This is a genomic window from Streptomyces sp. NPDC031064, from assembly GCF_055570965.1.
The window spans coordinates 440,640-454,773 of the sequence record NZ_JBVIGF010000003.1 but is presented as its reverse complement, the minus strand read 5'-3'; the positions used below and the strand labels follow the sequence as shown (position 1 = coordinate 454,773).

Sequence of the window (14,134 nt, the reverse complement as noted above, 5' to 3'; positions counted from 1 at the left end):
TCCTTACTGCTTGTCGAACTTCGGCTGGGAGGACTGCCGCTGCTGCGCCTGGTCCTGCGGGGCGCCGCCCTCGATGGCCTGCTGCGGGCCGGTCCCCCCGGCCAGCTCGGCCTTCATGCGCTGGAGCTCCAGCTCCACGTCCGTACCGCCCGACAGGCGGTCCAGCTCGGCCTGGATGTCGTCCTTCTGGAGGCCCGACTGGTCGTCCAGCGCCCCGGAGGCGAGCAGCTCGTCGATCGCGCCGGCCCGCGCCTGGAGCTGCGCGGTCTTGTCCTCGGCGCGCTGGATGGCGACGCCGACGTCGCTCATCTCCTCCGAGATGCCCGAGAACGACTCGGCGATCCGGGTCTGCGCCTGGGCGGCGGTGTACGTCGCCTTGATCGTCTCCTTCTTGGTGCGGAAGGCGTCGACCTTGGCCTGGAGGCGCTGCGCGGCGAGCGTGAGCTTCTCCTCCTCGCCCTGGAGGGTCTGGTGCTGCGTCTCCAGGTCGGTGACCTGCTGCTGGAGCGCGGCGCGGCGGGACAGCGCCTCGCGCGCCAGGTCCTCGCGGCCCAGCGCGAGCGCCTTGCGGCCCTGGTCCTCCAGCTTGGCGGACTGGCCCTGGAGCTGGTTGAGCTGCAGCTCCAGGCGCTTGCGGGAGGTCGCCACGTCGGCGACGCCGCGGCGCACCTTCTGGAGCAGTTCGAGCTGCTTCTGGTACGAGTAATCGAGGGTCTCGCGCGGATCCTCGGCCCGGTCAAGGGCCTTGTTTGCCTTCGCGCGGAAGATCATCCCCATACGCTTCATGACACCGCTCATGGGCTTCGCGCGCCCCCTTCTGACGGACTTCGGCTCCAGCTCTCCAACAGAACCCACAGTACGGGCCCTGCCTCCATTACCGCACTGTTCGGGCGCGGATGCGCTCCTCCCCAAGGACGACTGCGCGCGGCTTTGATCCGGCGCAGGGAGTAGGGACCCTTCAGGGGGCCCCGGAGCCCTTCTACGGGGTTGACGCAGGCTGTTGCCGGATCGTTCCCCACGGGGGTGGGGTCCATGCGGCGCACCCCGTACCCTTGGGCTTTGTGTTCCGTAGCCGTTCGAAGGATGAGAAGGCCCCCACCGACAAGGTGACGGCGGACCTCTCCAAGCAGCCCCGCGACCCCGAGGCCCCCAAGGGCCGCCCGACCCCGAAGCGGAGTGAGGCCCAGAGCCAGCGCCGCCGTGCGCAGACCGTGCCGACCGACCGCAAGGAGGCCATGCGCCGCCAGCGCGAGGCCCGCCGCGCGGACCTGGCCAGGCAGCGCCAGGCGCTCGCCGGCGGTGACGAGCGTTATCTGCCGGCCCGTGACAAGGGGCCGGTCCGCCGATTCGTGCGCGACTTCATCGACTCCCGCTTCTGCGTCGCCGAGTTCTTCCTGCCGCTCGCGGTGGTGATCCTCGTCCTGTCCAGCCTCCCGAACACGCAGCTCAAGAACATCGCCCTGCTGCTGTGGCTGGCCGTGATCGCCCTGATCATCGTGGACTCGGTCGGCATCTGGCTGCGGCTGAAGAAGCAGCTCAACACCCGCTTCCCGAACGAGCCGAAGCGCGGCGCCGTGGCGTACGGCCTGATGCGCTCGCTCCAGCTCCGCCGGCTGCGGCTGCCCAAGCCGCAGGTGAAGCGTGGAGAGCGGCCCTGAGCACCCTGGTCTCCGGTTTCGGAGGCGCATCGGGTGACTGGCTCGACGGGCTCGGCGGACTGCGCAACACGGTCCGCCAGGAGCTCGTCGCACGCCAGCTCGACGAGCAGATAGCCGCCCGCTACCCCGTGGGGCAGCGGCTGCGGATACTCGACGTCGGCATGGGGCAGGGCACGCAGGCGCTGCGCCTGGCCCGTGCCGGGCACACCATCACGGGTCTGGAGTCCGACCCCGAGATGCTGAAGGTGGCCCGTGAGGCGCTGGCCTCGGAGCCCGCCGGCATCCGGGAGCGGGTACGCCTGATCGAGGGGGACGGCCGGGAGACCGGCGTGCACTTCCTGCCGGGCAGCTTCGACGTGGTGCTGTGCCACGGCGTGCTGATGTACGTGGAGGAGCCCGACGCCATGCTGGCGGGGCTCGCCCGGATGCTGGCGCCGGGCGGTCTGCTGTCCCTGCTCGTGCGGAACGCGGACGCGCTGGCCATGCGGCCGGGGCTGGCGGGGGACTGGCCGGGGGCGCTGGCGGCGTTCGAGTCGGACGCCTATGTCGGTCGCCTGGGGCATCCGGTACGGGCCGACCGGCTGGATACGCTGACGGCGACGCTCGCGGGCATCGCGGCGCCGCTCCAGGCCTGGTACGGGGTGCGGGTCTTCACCGACAACGTACCGAACGAGGAGGGCCTGCCCGCCGCCGAGGAGCTGGAGCAACTGCTGGCGGCGGAGGACCGGGCGGGGCGCACCGAGCCGTACCGCAGGGTGGCGGCGCTGCTGCACCTGTGCGGGGTCCGGGGCTGATGTCCCCACCGGCTCCGGTCAGGTGATCGCGCGATTCTCGCGTCTTCCACTGACGTGAGCATTACGGAAACGGACAACACAGCCAAACTGCCCGCCCGGGAGACCTGGCGGGCCCTGTACCGGCACTTCCGGCCGCACCGCTGGACCGTCGCGTTCGGCACCCTCCTGGCCCTGATCGGCGCGGGCACCGGCATCCTCCAGCCCCTCGCGGCCAGGGCGCTGGTGGAGCGCCTCGGCCAGGACGAGCCGATCGGCCGGATCCTGCTGGTGCTCACCGCGCTGGTGGTGATCGGCACGGCGATCGAGTCGGTCGGCGCGTACGTGCTGGAGCGCACCGCCGAGTCCGTCGTACTCGCCGCCCGTCGCACCCTGATCGGCAGGCTGCTGCGGCTGCGCCTGCCCGAGGTGGAGCGGACCCAGCCGGGCGACCTGATGTCCCGCATCACCTCGGACACGACCCTGCTGCGCGCGGTGACGACCGACTCGATCGTGTCGGCCGTGACCGGCGGCCTCGCGTTCCTGGCCACCCTCGTGATGATGGCCGTGATGGACGTGGTGCTGCTCGGGGTGACGCTGGGCGTGATCGTGCTGATCGGCGGCGCCATGGCGCTGGTGATGCCGCAGATCTCACGGGCGACACGGCGCTCCCAGGAGGCGGTCGCGGAGATCTCCGCCCGGCTGGAGCGGGTGTTCGGCGCGTTCCGGACGGTGAAGGCGTCGGGCGCGGAGGAGCGCGAGGCGGCGGTCGTGGAGGCGGCCGCGCGGGAGGCGTGGCGGCAGGGGCTGAGGTCGGCGAAGTGGCAGGCGGTGTCGGGCTCGTCGGTGGGGCTGGCCGTCCAGGTGTCGTTCCTGGCGGTCCTGGGCATCGGCGGGGCCCGGGTGGCCTCGGGCGCGATCTCGGTGGCGGACCTGGTCGCCTTCCTGCTCTACCTCTTCTACCTGACCGAGCCGATCTCCAAGCTGGTGACGGCGGCGACCGAGTACCAGGTGGGCTCGGCGGCGGTGGCCCGGATCGAGGAGGCGGAGCGGCTGGCGACGGAGACCCCCGGCCCGGCCGCCGCGTCCGGGAGCGGCGAGCCCGCGTCCGTCGTCTTCGAGGACGTCACCTTCCGCTACCGCGACGACCTGCCGTACGTCCACCACGGCGTCTCCTTCGAGGTGCCGGGCGCCGGCATGACGGCGTTCGTCGGGCCCTCGGGCGCGGGCAAGACGACGGTGTTCGGGCTGGTCGAGCGGTTCTACGAGGCGACCGGCGGCCGGGTCCTGGTCGACGGCAGGGACGTGGCCAACTGGCCGCTGGCCGAACTGCGCGCGGCCATCGGCTATGTGGAGCAGGACGCCCCGGTACTGGCCGGGACGCTGCGCGAGAACCTGGTCTTCGCGGCGCCGGACGCCACGGAGGAGGAGATCCGCGAGGTGCTGGTGCGGGCCAGGCTGGACGCGCTGGTGGACCGGCTGCCGGACGGGCTGGAGACGCTGGTCGGGCACCGTGGCTCCAAGCTGTCGGGCGGTGAGCGGCAGCGGGTGGCGATCGCGCGGGCGCTGCTGCGCAAGCCGCGGCTGCTGCTGCTCGACGAGGCGACCTCCCAGTTGGACGCCGTCAACGAGCTCGCGCTGCGGGACGTGGTGGCGGAGGTCGCGCGGGATGTGACGGTCCTGGTGGTGGCGCACCGGCTGTCCACGGTGACGCTCGCGGACCGGATCGTCGTCATGGAGGCGGGCCGGGTACGGGCGGTGGGCACCCATGCGGAGCTGGTGGCGGCCGACCCCCTGTACGGGGAGCTGGCGGCGACCCAGTTCCTGACCTCCACCGGCGCCTGACCCCTGTTCGGGTGCGCAGCGGGCGCCGCACCGATGGGGCGAAAGGGATACTCCGGTCATGGAAGCCCTTCGTGTGCTCGCGCCCCTGACCTCCGTGGTCTGCGCGGCCGCCCTGGTGGGCGGCTGCTCGGCCGGTCCGCCGCCGGCCGGCAGACCGGCGGCGGAGCCCCGGGTGGCGGAGGCCGCGCGGGCGGCCGAGCTGGAGGACGACTACCGCGACGTCATCAGGAACGTCCTGCCGTCGGTCGTGCAGATCGAGGCCCGGGCGGGCCTCGGGTCCGGGGTGGTCTACGACGACCGGGGCCACATCGTCACCAACGCCCATGTCATCGGCAGGGAGCGGACCTTCAGGGTCACCGTGGCGACGGGCGAGGAGCCCCTGGCGGCGCGGCTGGTGTCCAGCTATCCGGAGCAGGACCTGGCCGTCATCAAACTGGACCGCCGACCCGACGGGCTGAAACCGGCCACGTTCGGCGACTCCTCCAAGGTGGAGGTCGGCCAGATCGTGCTGGCCATGGGCTCACCGCTCGGTCTGTCCGGCAGCGTCACCCAGGGCATCGTCTCCGCGACCGGACGCACGGTCAGCGAGAGCCGGTCGGGCGGCGGGACGGGCGCGACGATCGGCAACATGGTCCAGACCTCCGCGGCGATCAACCCGGGCAACAGCGGGGGCGCGCTGGTGAACCTGGACAGCGAGGTCATCGGCATCCCCACCCTCGCGGCGGCGGACCCGGAGCTGGGCGGCAGCGCGGCGCCGGGCATCGGGTTCGCGATCCCCGCCTCGATGGTGCGGACGGTCGCCGACCAGATCGTCCGCACGGGCCGGGTCACGGACTCCGGCCGGGCGGCCCTCAACATCACCGGACGTACCGTCCTGACCGACGACTACCGGCCGGGCGGCGTCGCCATCGTCGAGGCCTCACCGGGCGGCGCGGCGGCGGACGCGGGCCTGCGGCCCGGCGACATCATCACCAAGCTGGGCGACGATGCGATCACCACGATCACGTCCCTGCTGGAGGCGCTGGCCTCGGCGAAACCGGGCGACGAGGTGACCGTCACGTACACCCGCGGCGGCCGCTCGGCGACGGCCCGGGTCACGCTGGGCGAGATGTGACGGCGTGCTGGGCGGGACGTGACGGGCTCGCGGTGCCGGGCGCGGCGGCGACCGGGAGCGGGAAACGGTGCCGGGCGCGGCGGCGACCGGAGGCGGCCGGACGAGCGCGCGACGGGCGCGCGGCGGCGACCGGGAGCGCCGGAGGCGGCCGGACGGGCGCCACGACGGCGACCGGACGCGGCCGGCCACGCGCACGACGGGCGCGCGACGGCCCGCCGGTGGAGGTGGGCGCCCGGTGACGGAGCCGTGCCGGCCGGGCGGGCGGCCCCGCCGGCACGGCTGCGTCGGGCCCGGTTACGCCTCCTGCGCGGCGCTGAGGCTCATGCTGTAGATCTCCGTACCGTCCTCGAAGAGCGTCACCTTTTCGGCACCGCCCTCCAGGAGGTCCTTCCAGGTCTCGCCGATCCAGGACTCCGCGTCTCCCTGGGTCGTGAACTCCTCCGGCTCCACCGCCGGGGCGACCTCCGAGCCGTCGGACCCCTCGAACCGCCACGTCCATGCCATGTGGGCCTCCAGATGATCGGTTTCCTGCCCGCAGCGTAGCCGGGCGCGCAGCCCGCGCGGGGACGCGGGAGGATCGTCCCGTGGAAGTGACTCTGCTCGGTACCGGCGCCCCCGAGGGGCTCCCCCGCCCCGATTGCCCCTGCGCCGCGTGCGCCACCGCCCGTGGGAACCGGGCACGCGCCGCGACCGCGCTGCTCGTGGACGGGGCGCTGCTGCTCGACCTGACGCCGGGAGCCGCGCTGGCCGCCGCGCGGGCGGGGCATTCCCTGACGGGCGTACGGCAGGTGCTGCTGACCCATCCGCACGACGGCCCGGCCCTGGAACTGCCGGCCGGGCTGCCCGCGGCCGGGCGGGTGCCGGACGGGCGGGAGCTGACCCTGATCAGCGGGCACCGGGTGCGGGCCGTGTCGATGGACGCCCCCGGCACCGGGTACGAGGTGACGTCGCCGGAGGGGCTGCGGCTGCTGTACCTGCCGCCGGGCGGCGCCCCCGCCGGGGTCATGGAGGTGCGGCGGCCGTACGACATGGTGGTCGCCGATGTGGTCGCCCGGCCGGACGGGCTGGCCCGGCTGCGCGCCGCCGGGGGTGCCGGGCCAGCCACCGACGTGGTGGCGGTGCACCTGGACCATGACGTGCCGTCCTGCCTCGAACTGGACCGGCGCCTCGCGGCCGCCGGGGCGCGGGCCGTGCCGGACGGGTCGACGCTACTCGTGGGCGAGTACCACGAGGTGCCCGACGTCCCCCGGCGCACGCTGGTCACGGGCGGGGCGCGGTCGGGCAAGTCCCTGGAGGCCGAGCGGCGCCTGGAGGCGTTCCCCGACGTGGTGTACGTCGCGACGGGCGGCACGCGGGACGGCGACGCCGAGTGGGCGGCCCGGGTGACCGCCCACCGGGACCGGCGGCCCGGGTCGTGGCGTACGGAGGAGACGTGCGAGCTCGTGCCGCTGCTGAGGGAGGACGGGCCGCCGCTGCTGATCGACTGCCTGTCGCTGTGGCTGACCGACGCGATGGACCGGGTCGGCGCCTGGGACGACGACACCTGGGCCAAGACCGGTGAGCGCGAGCTGCGCGAGCGGGTGGCGGAGCTGGTCGCGGCGGTCCGGGCGACCACGCGGACGGTCGTCGCGGTGACGAACGAGGTGGGGGCGGGAATCGTGCCGGGCGACGCGGGCAGCAGGCGGTTCCGTGACGAGCTGGGGAGGCTGAACGCGGCGTTCGCCGACGAGTGCGAGCACGTGCTGTTGGTGGTCGCCGGACAGGCCCTCGTGCTGCGCGGGTGACGGCCCGGCACCCCGGCGAACACGGGGACGGCGCCTGTACTGTTCGTCGAATGAGCAGGCTGAATCTCGACGACTTCTCCGATCTGATCGAGCGCCCCGACAGCGGTACGCGGCGAGACGCCGAGGAACGCCGTGAGCGCCTCACCGTGCCGCCCGGGGCGCTGGGCCGTCTCGACGAGCTGGGCGAGTGGCTGGCGGCCGCCCAGGGGACCGTCCCGGTGCGGCCCATCGAGCAGCCGCGCGTGGTGCTGTTCGCCGGTGACCACGGGGTGGCCGGGCTGGACGTGTCGGGCCGGCCCGCCGGCGGCACGCACGAGCTGGTGCGTGCCGTGCTGGACGGGGCGAGCCCGGTCGCGGTGCTGGCGCGGCGGATGGGCGTTCCGGTCCGGGTCGTCGACGCCGGGGTGGACTGCGACCCGGAGCTGCTGCCCGCCGACGTGGTGCGCCACCGGGTGCGGCGCGGCAGCGGCCGTATCGACATCGAGGACGCCCTGACGGCGGAGGAGGCCGAGCAGGCGGTACGCCTGGGGATGGCCATCGCCGACGAGGAGGCCGACTCGGGCACCGACCTGGTCGTGCTCGGCGACCTGAGCGTGGGCGGCACCACGCCCGCCTCCGCGCTGATCGCCGCGCTGTGCGGCACGGACGCCTCGGTGGTGACCGGCAGGGGCGGCGCGGGCATCGACGACCTGGCGTGGATGCGCAAGTGCGCGGCGATCCGCGACGCGCTGCGCCGGGCCCGGCCGGTCCTGGGCGACCAACTGGAGCTGCTGGCGGCGGTCGGCGGGGCGGACCTGGCGGCGACGACCGGGTTCCTGTTGCAGAGCGCGGTGCGGCGCGTGCCGGTGATCCTGGACGGTGTGGTGTCGGCGGCGTGCGCGCTGGTGGCGCAGCGGGCCGCGTTCCGGGCGCCGGACTGGTGGCTGGCGGGTCAGGTGAGCGGCGAGCCGGCCCAGTCCAAGGCGCTGGACCGGATGGCGCTCAACCCGCTGCTCGACCACGGCGTCACCGTGGGGGAAGGAACCGGGGCATTGCTGGCGCTTCCCCTCGTACAGGCGGCCGCGGCGTTCGCGGCCGAGCTGCCGGAGAAGCAGCGGCAGGAGGGCTGAGGCGCGCCGGTACGGCCGCCGCCCCCGCCTGGCGGTGGCCGTACCCGCTGGACCGGCCATGTCATGCGATGCCCCATATGATCGCGTTTCATGGGAGATGTCCGGTTGTCCGCGTCCACCAAGAGCCCCGCCGAAACCGCCGCAGAAGCACCCGGAGGCACCACCCGCTCGCGGCGCGGCGCCGCGTTCGCCGTCTGGTACCTGCGGGCGGTCGCGTTCCTGAACTTCCTCGGTGCCGTGTGGGTCTCCTTCGGGCAGGACCTGCGGCGCCACAACACGGACGACTACTTCACGCCGTACCTGCTCACCGCCGGCTTCGCCTCCGGCGCGTTCGCGCTCTTCCTGGCGATCACCATGCGCCGCCGCAAGCGGGCCGCGTGGATCCTCAACCTCGTCCTGGCCGGGCTGTTCCTGCTGCTGTTCGCCGTCGCCATGGTCTTCCCCGAGATCCGGCAGCACGCGCAGAACTGGGTCTCCCTGTTCCTGACCGCCGGTTTCGTGCTGGCGCTGCTGCTCGGCCGCCGGGAGTTCTACGCGAAGGGCGACCGCTCCAACCCGGTGCTGGCCACGGCCGTGGCCGTCGGCGGGCTGCTGGTCACGTCACTGATCGCCGCCCTGCTCGTCACCGCGACCGACACCGCCCGCTCCACCTTCCCCGAGCGCTGGCGCTACGGCGTGCTGCGCCTGGTCACGCTCGCCACCGACACCTCCCCCCAGATCCGCACGCCCGGCTGGGTGGACGTCGTCATCAACATCATGTCGACGCTCCTGCTGATCGCCGTCCTGTACGCCGCGTTCCGCTCCCGCCGGGCCGTCGACCCGCTGAGCGAGCGGGACGAGGAGGAGCTGCGGGCGCTGCTGGACCGGCACGGTGATCGCGACTCGCTCGGCTACTTCGCGCTGCGCCGTGAGAAGAGCGTCGTCTGGTCGCCCAGCCGCAAGGCGGCGGTCGCCTACCGCGTCGTCGGCGGCGTCTCGCTCGCCTCCGGCGACCCGATCGGCGACCCCGAGGCGTGGCCGGGCGCGATCGAGCCGTGGCTGGCCCAGGCGCGCGAACACGGCTGGATCCCGGCCGTGATGGGCGCGAGCGAGGAGGCGGGCACCGTCTACGCCCGGCACGGCATGGACGCCCTGGAGCTGGGCGACGAGGCGATCGTGGACACCGGCGAGTTCACCCTCGACGGGCGGGCGATGCGCACCGTGCGCCAGGCGTACAACCGGGTCAAGCGCGCCGGGTACCAGGTGCGCATCCGCCGCCATGAGGACATTCCGCCCGACGAGATGGCCGAGCTGCTGCGGCTGGCCGACGACTGGCGCGACGGCGCCACCGAGCGGGGCTTCTCGATGGCGCTGGGGCGGCTGGGCGACCCGGCGGACGGGCGGTGCGTGATGCTGGAGTGCGCCGACGCCGACGGCGTACCACGCGCCCTGCTGTCGTTCGTGCCGTGGGGGCCCCGGGGCCTGTCGCTCGACCTGATGCGGCGCGACCGGAACTCCGAGAACGGCCTGGTGGAGTTCATGGTCATCGAGCTCCTCCAGCGCGCCGGAGAGATCGGGATCACTCAGGTCTCACTGAACTTCGCCATGTTCAGGTCGGTCTTCGAACGTGGCGCGAAGCTCGGGGCGGGTCCCGTGCTGCGACTGTGGCGCTCCCTGCTGAGCTTCTTCTCCCGCTGGTGGCAGATCGAGTCGCTGTACCGCGCCAACGCCAAGTACCGACCGATCTGGGAGCCGCGATTCATGCTCTTCGAGAAGAGTTCCGACCTGCTGCGCATCGGCCTGGCCGCGGGCCGCGCGGAAGGATTCCTGGAGGCGCCCGGCCTGCCCAAGTGGATGCACCGGCACCTGGAAGGCAGACGCCGTTGAGGCGGTTCGCGCGCCGCGAGTGGGGGACCCTGTACGCGGCGGTACGGACGGCTCTGGTGACCCGCAAGTGGCGTGCGATCGCCATGACGCTCGGCGCGGTATGCCTGACGGCGGTCTTCCAGGTCGTGCAGAACCAGCCCTGGGGGTACGGGCTGGTCCAGAGCATCGGCTCGGTGCGGGCCGAGGACCCACTGTGGCTGGCGCTGCTGCGCACGCCGCTGTCGCTGTTCGTCCCGGCGCTCGACCTGCCGGTGTGGGGCGCGCTGGCGCAGATCCTGCTGGTGTTCGGCATCGCGGAGATCTGCCTGGGCCGGCCGCTGACGCTGCTGGTCGCGTACGCGGCGACGCTGGCCGGGACCATGTACGCGCGGCTCGGCATCGCGCTCGGCCCGGACGCCCCCCTGGGGCTGGGGCTGCCCGCGTCCGACGCCCGGGTCGTGGACACCGGCCCGTCGGCGGCGGTCGTCGGGCTCGCGGTGTTCGTCTGCTGGCGCCACCGGGCGTGGGTGACGGGCGGTCTGGTGGTCGTGGCGATGGTGGTCGAGGTGCTGGTGAAGTGCAACCTCGCGGGCAAGGAGCACCTGGCGGCGATCGCTGCGGTGCTGGTGGTGTGCGCGGTGCTCTCGTGGCGTCAGCGCCGGTCGCCGGGCGGCCGGTCGTCGGGCGGCGGACGGTCATCGGGCGGGGAACGGTCCTCCGGTGGGTGGCGCAAGGGCAGTACGCGGTCGGGGGCGCCGGCGATGAAGTCCTGAAAGCGGCGCCTGACCCGGTCCCAGCGCCGGTCGTGGTGGAACGCCCGCAGCCCGGCCTTGGCGCGGGCCCTCGGCCGGTTGCGGTAGAAGCGGCGGGCCCACAGGGAGCCGGGCCGGGCCAGGCGCAGCGCCCCGACGAGCGCGACGGGCACCAGGAACAGGCCGAGGATCGCCATCCGGAACTTGCCCTTGAACAGCGCGATCAGCGCGACGACGAAGTTCACGGAGAGGCTGAGGATGAAACTGCCCCGGCCCTGCCGCTCCTCCGGGGTGACCTCGTCGACGCCGAGCGGCGAGAACCCGCCGAGGACCAGCAGGAGCAGCGCGGTGGTGAGGACCACGACCTCCACGCTCTTGCGGCCCTGCTCGGTCCAGTACACGTCGTCGAGGTGGAGGATCAGCGCGAACTCGTCGAGCACCAGCCCCGCGCCCATCCCGAGGAGCACCGCGCAGACGATGGCCCCGGTCTCGTGCCGTCCCACCGCGACCCCGCCGAAACCACCGATCAGGGTGAGGACGACGCCGGGCACCACATGGTGGATGTGCAGCCCGCCGGGCCGGACGTTGCGGAAGGGCCCCTTGCCCGCCCGGATCAGCCGGGTGACCGTGCGGGTGACCAGGAAGGTCAGCACGAAGGAGGCGAGGGCGACGAGCAGCGGGAGCTTCCCCGGCTCGACGATGTTGCGGTAGAACCAGTGCCCCATGCCACCCGCTCCAGGATCGTGCGTCCTACCGACTACCCTGCGCGCGGTGACCATTTCCCGCACCCGTACCGCCGCCCGTACGAGCGTCGACGGCATACGTTTCGCCTTCGGCACCCTCACCGTGCTGCCCGTGCGGGTGACCCGCTGGGACCGCGGGGCGGCCCGCGCCGGCATGCTCTCGGCGCCGCTCGCCGGCCTGGTGGTGGGCCTCGCCGCGGCGGCCGCCGGCGGCCTCGCCTGGCTGCTCGGCGCCGGGCCGCTGCTCGCCGCCGTGGCCTCGGCCGCCGTGCCCGCCGTACTGACCCGGGGCCTGCACCTGGACGGCCTCGCGGACACCGCGGACGGGCTGGGCAGCGGCAAGCCCGCCGAGGACGCGCTGCGGATCATGAAGCAGTCGGACATCGGACCCTTCGGGGTCATCACGCTGCTGTTCGTGCTCCTCGCCCAGGTGGCGGCGCTCCACGAGCTGTACGCGGTCCACGGCTGGGCGTACGGGGCGGCCGGCGCCGCCCTCGCCGGCACGGTCGCCCGCCTGGCGCTCACCCTGGCCTCCCGCACCGCCGTCCCGGCGGCCCGGCGCGAGGGGCTGGGCGCGGTGGTGGCGGGCACGGTCCCGGTGCGGTGGGCGCTGGCGGTGACCGTACTGGTCCTGCTGGGCGCGGCCGGGGCGGGCGGCGCGCTGGACGGCCCGTACGGGGCGCTGCGTCACGTCCTGGCGGCGGTGGTGGCCCTCGGGGCGGCGCAGTGGCTGCTGGGCCGCTGCGTGCGCCGTTTCGGCGGGGTGACCGGCGACGTCTTCGGGGCGGTGGCGGAGACGGCGGCAACGGCGGCGCTCGTCGTGCCGGCCTTCGGCTGATCGGCGTTTGAGGAGCCCGGGGCCCGGTAGTCGGCGGGTGAAGGAAGAAGGAGATCGATCAGCATGGCTACTGGCACTGTGAAGTGGTTCAACCCGGAAAAGGGCTTTGGTTTCATCGAGCAGGACGGGGGCGGCCCCGACGTGTTCGTCCACTACTCGGCCATCAACTCCACCGGATACCGCGAGCTGCACGAAGGACAGAAGGTTCAGTTCGACGTGACGCAGGGGCCGAAGGGCCCTCAGGCGGAGAACGTGAGCCCCGCCTAGGGAGACATCAGCAGGGGGCGCGCCAGGCCCCCAGCTCGTACCGCTTCAGTATCGAGCTCATCCGGAGCCGTTCCGTCTCCGGGCAGAACTCGCGCGTCCCGAGCTCGTACTCCACGTGGAAGACCGCCTTGCCCGCGTCGATGAACGGGCGCAGGGCGGCGCACTCGTCGTGCTCGGCGCACTGTTCGTTGACCGCGAAGTCGAAGTCGTCCAGCAACTGCGGGATCTGGTCCAGGTCGTTCTTGAGGCCGACGGCCAGGCCCCGCTCGTGCGCCAGGCGGGCGATGAGGCGGTTGTAGCGGAGCTGGTCGGCCGCGGTCAGCGGGAAGCCGGTGCGGTTGGCGTAGCCGTCCATGTTGTCGGGCTCCACCGCGTCGAAGCCCTTCTTGCGGCACATGTCGAGGCGGGCGGCCATCAGCGGTCCGAGGACGTCCGTGCGCCGGATGTCGAGCCACCGCTCGCCCTTCCAGCCGTTGCCGTTCCCGAGCACGGATCGGGGGAACTTCCCGGCGTCCGGACGCCAGTCCTCCCACGCCCCGGTGGACAGGTAGCAGATCACCTTCCGGCCGCGCCGGTGCAGGTCGGCCACCGTCGACGCCGGGTGGTCGAAGCCGTCGATGTCGTACACCGGCACGTCCACGGTCAGGTCGAGCCGCCCGCTGAGCTGCCACTGCCACGCCTGGCCGGGCGTCGGCTGCCAGCGGCCCCGCTTCGGCCCGCGGTCGTCGGACGGGCTCGTGCAGCCCGCCAGGAGCAGCACCAGGGCGGCGAGGAGGAGCGGTACGCGGCGGGTCACCGGCACTCCAGCGCGTGCGGCAGGGTGCCCCAGGGGTGCGCCCCGGCGCCGGGGACCGCGCACCGGACGCGGGTGGTGACCCGGGCGTCGGGCGGCGCCGCGTAGACGAGGTGGCAGTAGTGGTCGGCGACCGGGAGCTCCATGTCGCGGTACGTGTCCCAGGGCCCCTCGAAGGTGACCAGCAGCTCGGCCAGTTCGGCGTACGAGGGGTGGGGCTGGGCCCCGTGGTTGAGGACGACGGTGGCCGCACCGGCCGCGCGGGCGGCGACGCCGAGGCGCCGGTAGTGCTCGACGGCCTCGCGCTGGGTGGGCACCTGGTCGAGGAACGCGCCGTCGGCGCCGTACCAGTCGCGGTGGCGGACCAGGTCGGTGAGGACGTCGGCGTGCGGGCGGCGGCCGTAGTCGGTGTCGGTGTAGCCGAGGACGCACACCCCGGCCGCCCGCAGCCGGTCCGCCACGGTCACGAACGCCGGGTCGGGCGCGCGGCCGGCGCCGCTCGCGGGGTTGAGCACGACCCCGTACAGCAGCGGCGCGGAGGCGATGATCGCGTCCCACTCGTCGGGACGTTCGGCGGGGTGCTCGTAGTAGGGCACCAGCAGGTCCACGTGCGCTT

Annotated in this window: 14 protein-coding genes and 1 pseudogene; 10 read left to right on the top strand and 5 right to left on the bottom strand. The window is 73.6% G+C overall.

Going from position 1 to position 14,134, the window contains the following annotated elements:
* Window positions 1-3 precede the first annotated feature (3 nt).
* Entirely contained in the window at window positions 4-798 is a 795-nt protein-coding gene (locus ACZ46W_RS13120; RefSeq protein WP_366129187.1) for a PspA/IM30 family protein, read from the bottom strand.
* Between the two features lie 263 nt (window positions 799-1,061).
* Here ACZ46W_RS13120 and ACZ46W_RS13115 point away from each other — a divergent pair, with 263 nt between their 5' ends.
* From ACZ46W_RS13115 to ACZ46W_RS13100, 4 genes are read left to right on the top strand one after another with little or no spacing between them, the layout of a single operon-like run.
* The gene (locus ACZ46W_RS13115; RefSeq protein WP_468335857.1) at window positions 1,062-1,658 is read left to right on the top strand and encodes a DUF3043 domain-containing protein; all 597 of its coding nucleotides are present in this window, start codon (window positions 1,062-1,064) and stop codon (window positions 1,656-1,658) included.
* Window positions 1,659-1,717: 59 nt separating this feature from the next.
* Window positions 1,718-2,452 (top strand): class I SAM-dependent methyltransferase, encoded by a 735-nt coding sequence (locus ACZ46W_RS13110; protein WP_468336985.1) that lies wholly within the window; start codon window positions 1,718-1,720, stop codon window positions 2,450-2,452.
* A gap of 54 nt (window positions 2,453-2,506) precedes the next feature.
* On the top strand, window positions 2,507-4,273 hold the full coding sequence (locus ACZ46W_RS13105; RefSeq protein ID WP_468335854.1) for an ABC transporter ATP-binding protein: 1,767 nt from the start codon (window positions 2,507-2,509) through the stop codon (window positions 4,271-4,273).
* A 58-nt stretch (window positions 4,274-4,331) separates the two neighbouring features.
* Window positions 4,332-5,387: a S1C family serine protease gene (locus tag ACZ46W_RS13100; RefSeq protein WP_468335851.1), complete on the top strand. Its 1,056-nt coding sequence runs from the start codon at window positions 4,332-4,334 to the stop codon at window positions 5,385-5,387.
* Between the two features lie 294 nt (window positions 5,388-5,681).
* Here ACZ46W_RS13100 and ACZ46W_RS13095 read toward each other — a convergent pair whose 3' ends face one another.
* Window positions 5,682-5,891, bottom strand: coding sequence for a hypothetical protein (locus ACZ46W_RS13095; protein ID WP_468335848.1), 210 nt, complete (start codon window positions 5,889-5,891; stop codon window positions 5,682-5,684).
* Between the two features lie 80 nt (window positions 5,892-5,971).
* On the opposite strand from ACZ46W_RS13095, the gene ACZ46W_RS13090 reads away from it, so the two are divergent.
* From ACZ46W_RS13090 to ACZ46W_RS13075, 4 genes are all read left to right on the top strand, one after another.
* Window positions 5,972-7,171 (top strand): bifunctional adenosylcobinamide kinase/adenosylcobinamide-phosphate guanylyltransferase, encoded by a 1,200-nt coding sequence (locus ACZ46W_RS13090; protein ID WP_468335846.1) that lies wholly within the window; start codon window positions 5,972-5,974, stop codon window positions 7,169-7,171.
* Window positions 7,172-7,221: 50 nt separating this feature from the next.
* Window positions 7,222-8,280 carry a nicotinate-nucleotide--dimethylbenzimidazole phosphoribosyltransferase gene (gene cobT / locus ACZ46W_RS13085; protein ID WP_468335844.1) on the top strand — a complete coding sequence of 353 codons (1,059 nt, stop codon included), beginning with the start codon at window positions 7,222-7,224 and terminating at the stop codon, window positions 8,278-8,280.
* A gap of 90 nt (window positions 8,281-8,370) precedes the next feature.
* Window positions 8,371-10,146, top strand: a complete 1,776-nt coding sequence (locus tag ACZ46W_RS13080; protein ID WP_468335841.1) for a phosphatidylglycerol lysyltransferase domain-containing protein — start codon at window positions 8,371-8,373, stop codon at window positions 10,144-10,146.
* Window positions 10,143-10,898, top strand: a complete 756-nt coding sequence (locus tag ACZ46W_RS13075) for a hypothetical protein (RefSeq protein WP_468335839.1) — start codon at window positions 10,143-10,145, stop codon at window positions 10,896-10,898. The genes ACZ46W_RS13080 and ACZ46W_RS13075 overlap by 4 nt, the downstream gene beginning before the upstream one ends.
* Here ACZ46W_RS13075 and ACZ46W_RS13070 read toward each other — a convergent pair.
* Window positions 10,835-11,602: pseudogene (locus tag ACZ46W_RS13070) on the bottom strand (hypothetical protein); the annotation flags it as partial. The gene ACZ46W_RS13075 and the pseudogene ACZ46W_RS13070 sit on opposite strands and share 64 nt — an antisense overlap.
* Before the next feature lie 37 nt (window positions 11,603-11,639).
* Between ACZ46W_RS13070 and ACZ46W_RS13065 the strand changes: the two are divergent.
* Both ACZ46W_RS13065 and ACZ46W_RS13060 read left to right on the top strand, forming a co-directional pair.
* Window positions 11,640-12,458, top strand: coding sequence for an adenosylcobinamide-GDP ribazoletransferase (locus ACZ46W_RS13065; protein WP_468336982.1), 819 nt, complete (start codon window positions 11,640-11,642; stop codon window positions 12,456-12,458).
* 63 nt (window positions 12,459-12,521) lie between these two features.
* Window positions 12,522-12,725 carry a cold-shock protein gene (locus tag ACZ46W_RS13060; protein ID WP_468335836.1) on the top strand — a complete coding sequence of 68 codons (204 nt, stop codon included), beginning with the start codon at window positions 12,522-12,524 and terminating at the stop codon, window positions 12,723-12,725.
* A 7-nt stretch (window positions 12,726-12,732) separates the two neighbouring features.
* Here the strand turns inward: ACZ46W_RS13060 and ACZ46W_RS13055 are convergent, their stop codons facing one another.
* Window positions 12,733-13,521 carry an endo alpha-1,4 polygalactosaminidase gene (locus ACZ46W_RS13055; RefSeq protein ID WP_468335834.1) on the bottom strand — a complete coding sequence of 263 codons (789 nt, stop codon included), beginning with the start codon at window positions 13,519-13,521 and terminating at the stop codon, window positions 12,733-12,735.
* A complete protein-coding gene (locus tag ACZ46W_RS13050; RefSeq protein WP_468335832.1) occupies window positions 13,518-14,126 on the bottom strand; it encodes a spherulation-specific family 4 protein in 609 nt (202 codons plus the stop codon). Before ACZ46W_RS13050 ends, ACZ46W_RS13055 begins: the two co-directional genes overlap by 4 nt.
* Between the last annotated feature and the right edge of the window lie 8 nt (window positions 14,127-14,134).

What these genes read in the sequence shown, in the direction of transcription:
- ACZ46W_RS13095 (WP_468335848.1), bottom strand. Translation starts at nt 5,891, where the DNA reads ATGGCATGGACGTGGCGGTTCGAGGGGTCCGACGGCTCGGAGGTCGCC.
- cobT (WP_468335844.1), top strand. Translation starts at nt 7,222, where the DNA reads ATGAGCAGGCTGAATCTCGACGACTTCTCCGATCTGATCGAGCGCCCC.
- ACZ46W_RS13120 (WP_366129187.1), bottom strand. Translation starts at nt 798, where the DNA reads ATGAGCGGTGTCATGAAGCGTATGGGGATGATCTTCCGCGCGAAGGCA.
- ACZ46W_RS13080 (WP_468335841.1), top strand. Translation starts at nt 8,371, where the DNA reads ATGGGAGATGTCCGGTTGTCCGCGTCCACCAAGAGCCCCGCCGAAACC.
- ACZ46W_RS13060 (WP_468335836.1), top strand. Translation starts at nt 12,522, where the DNA reads ATGGCTACTGGCACTGTGAAGTGGTTCAACCCGGAAAAGGGCTTTGGT.
- ACZ46W_RS13100 (WP_468335851.1), top strand. Translation starts at nt 4,332, where the DNA reads ATGGAAGCCCTTCGTGTGCTCGCGCCCCTGACCTCCGTGGTCTGCGCG.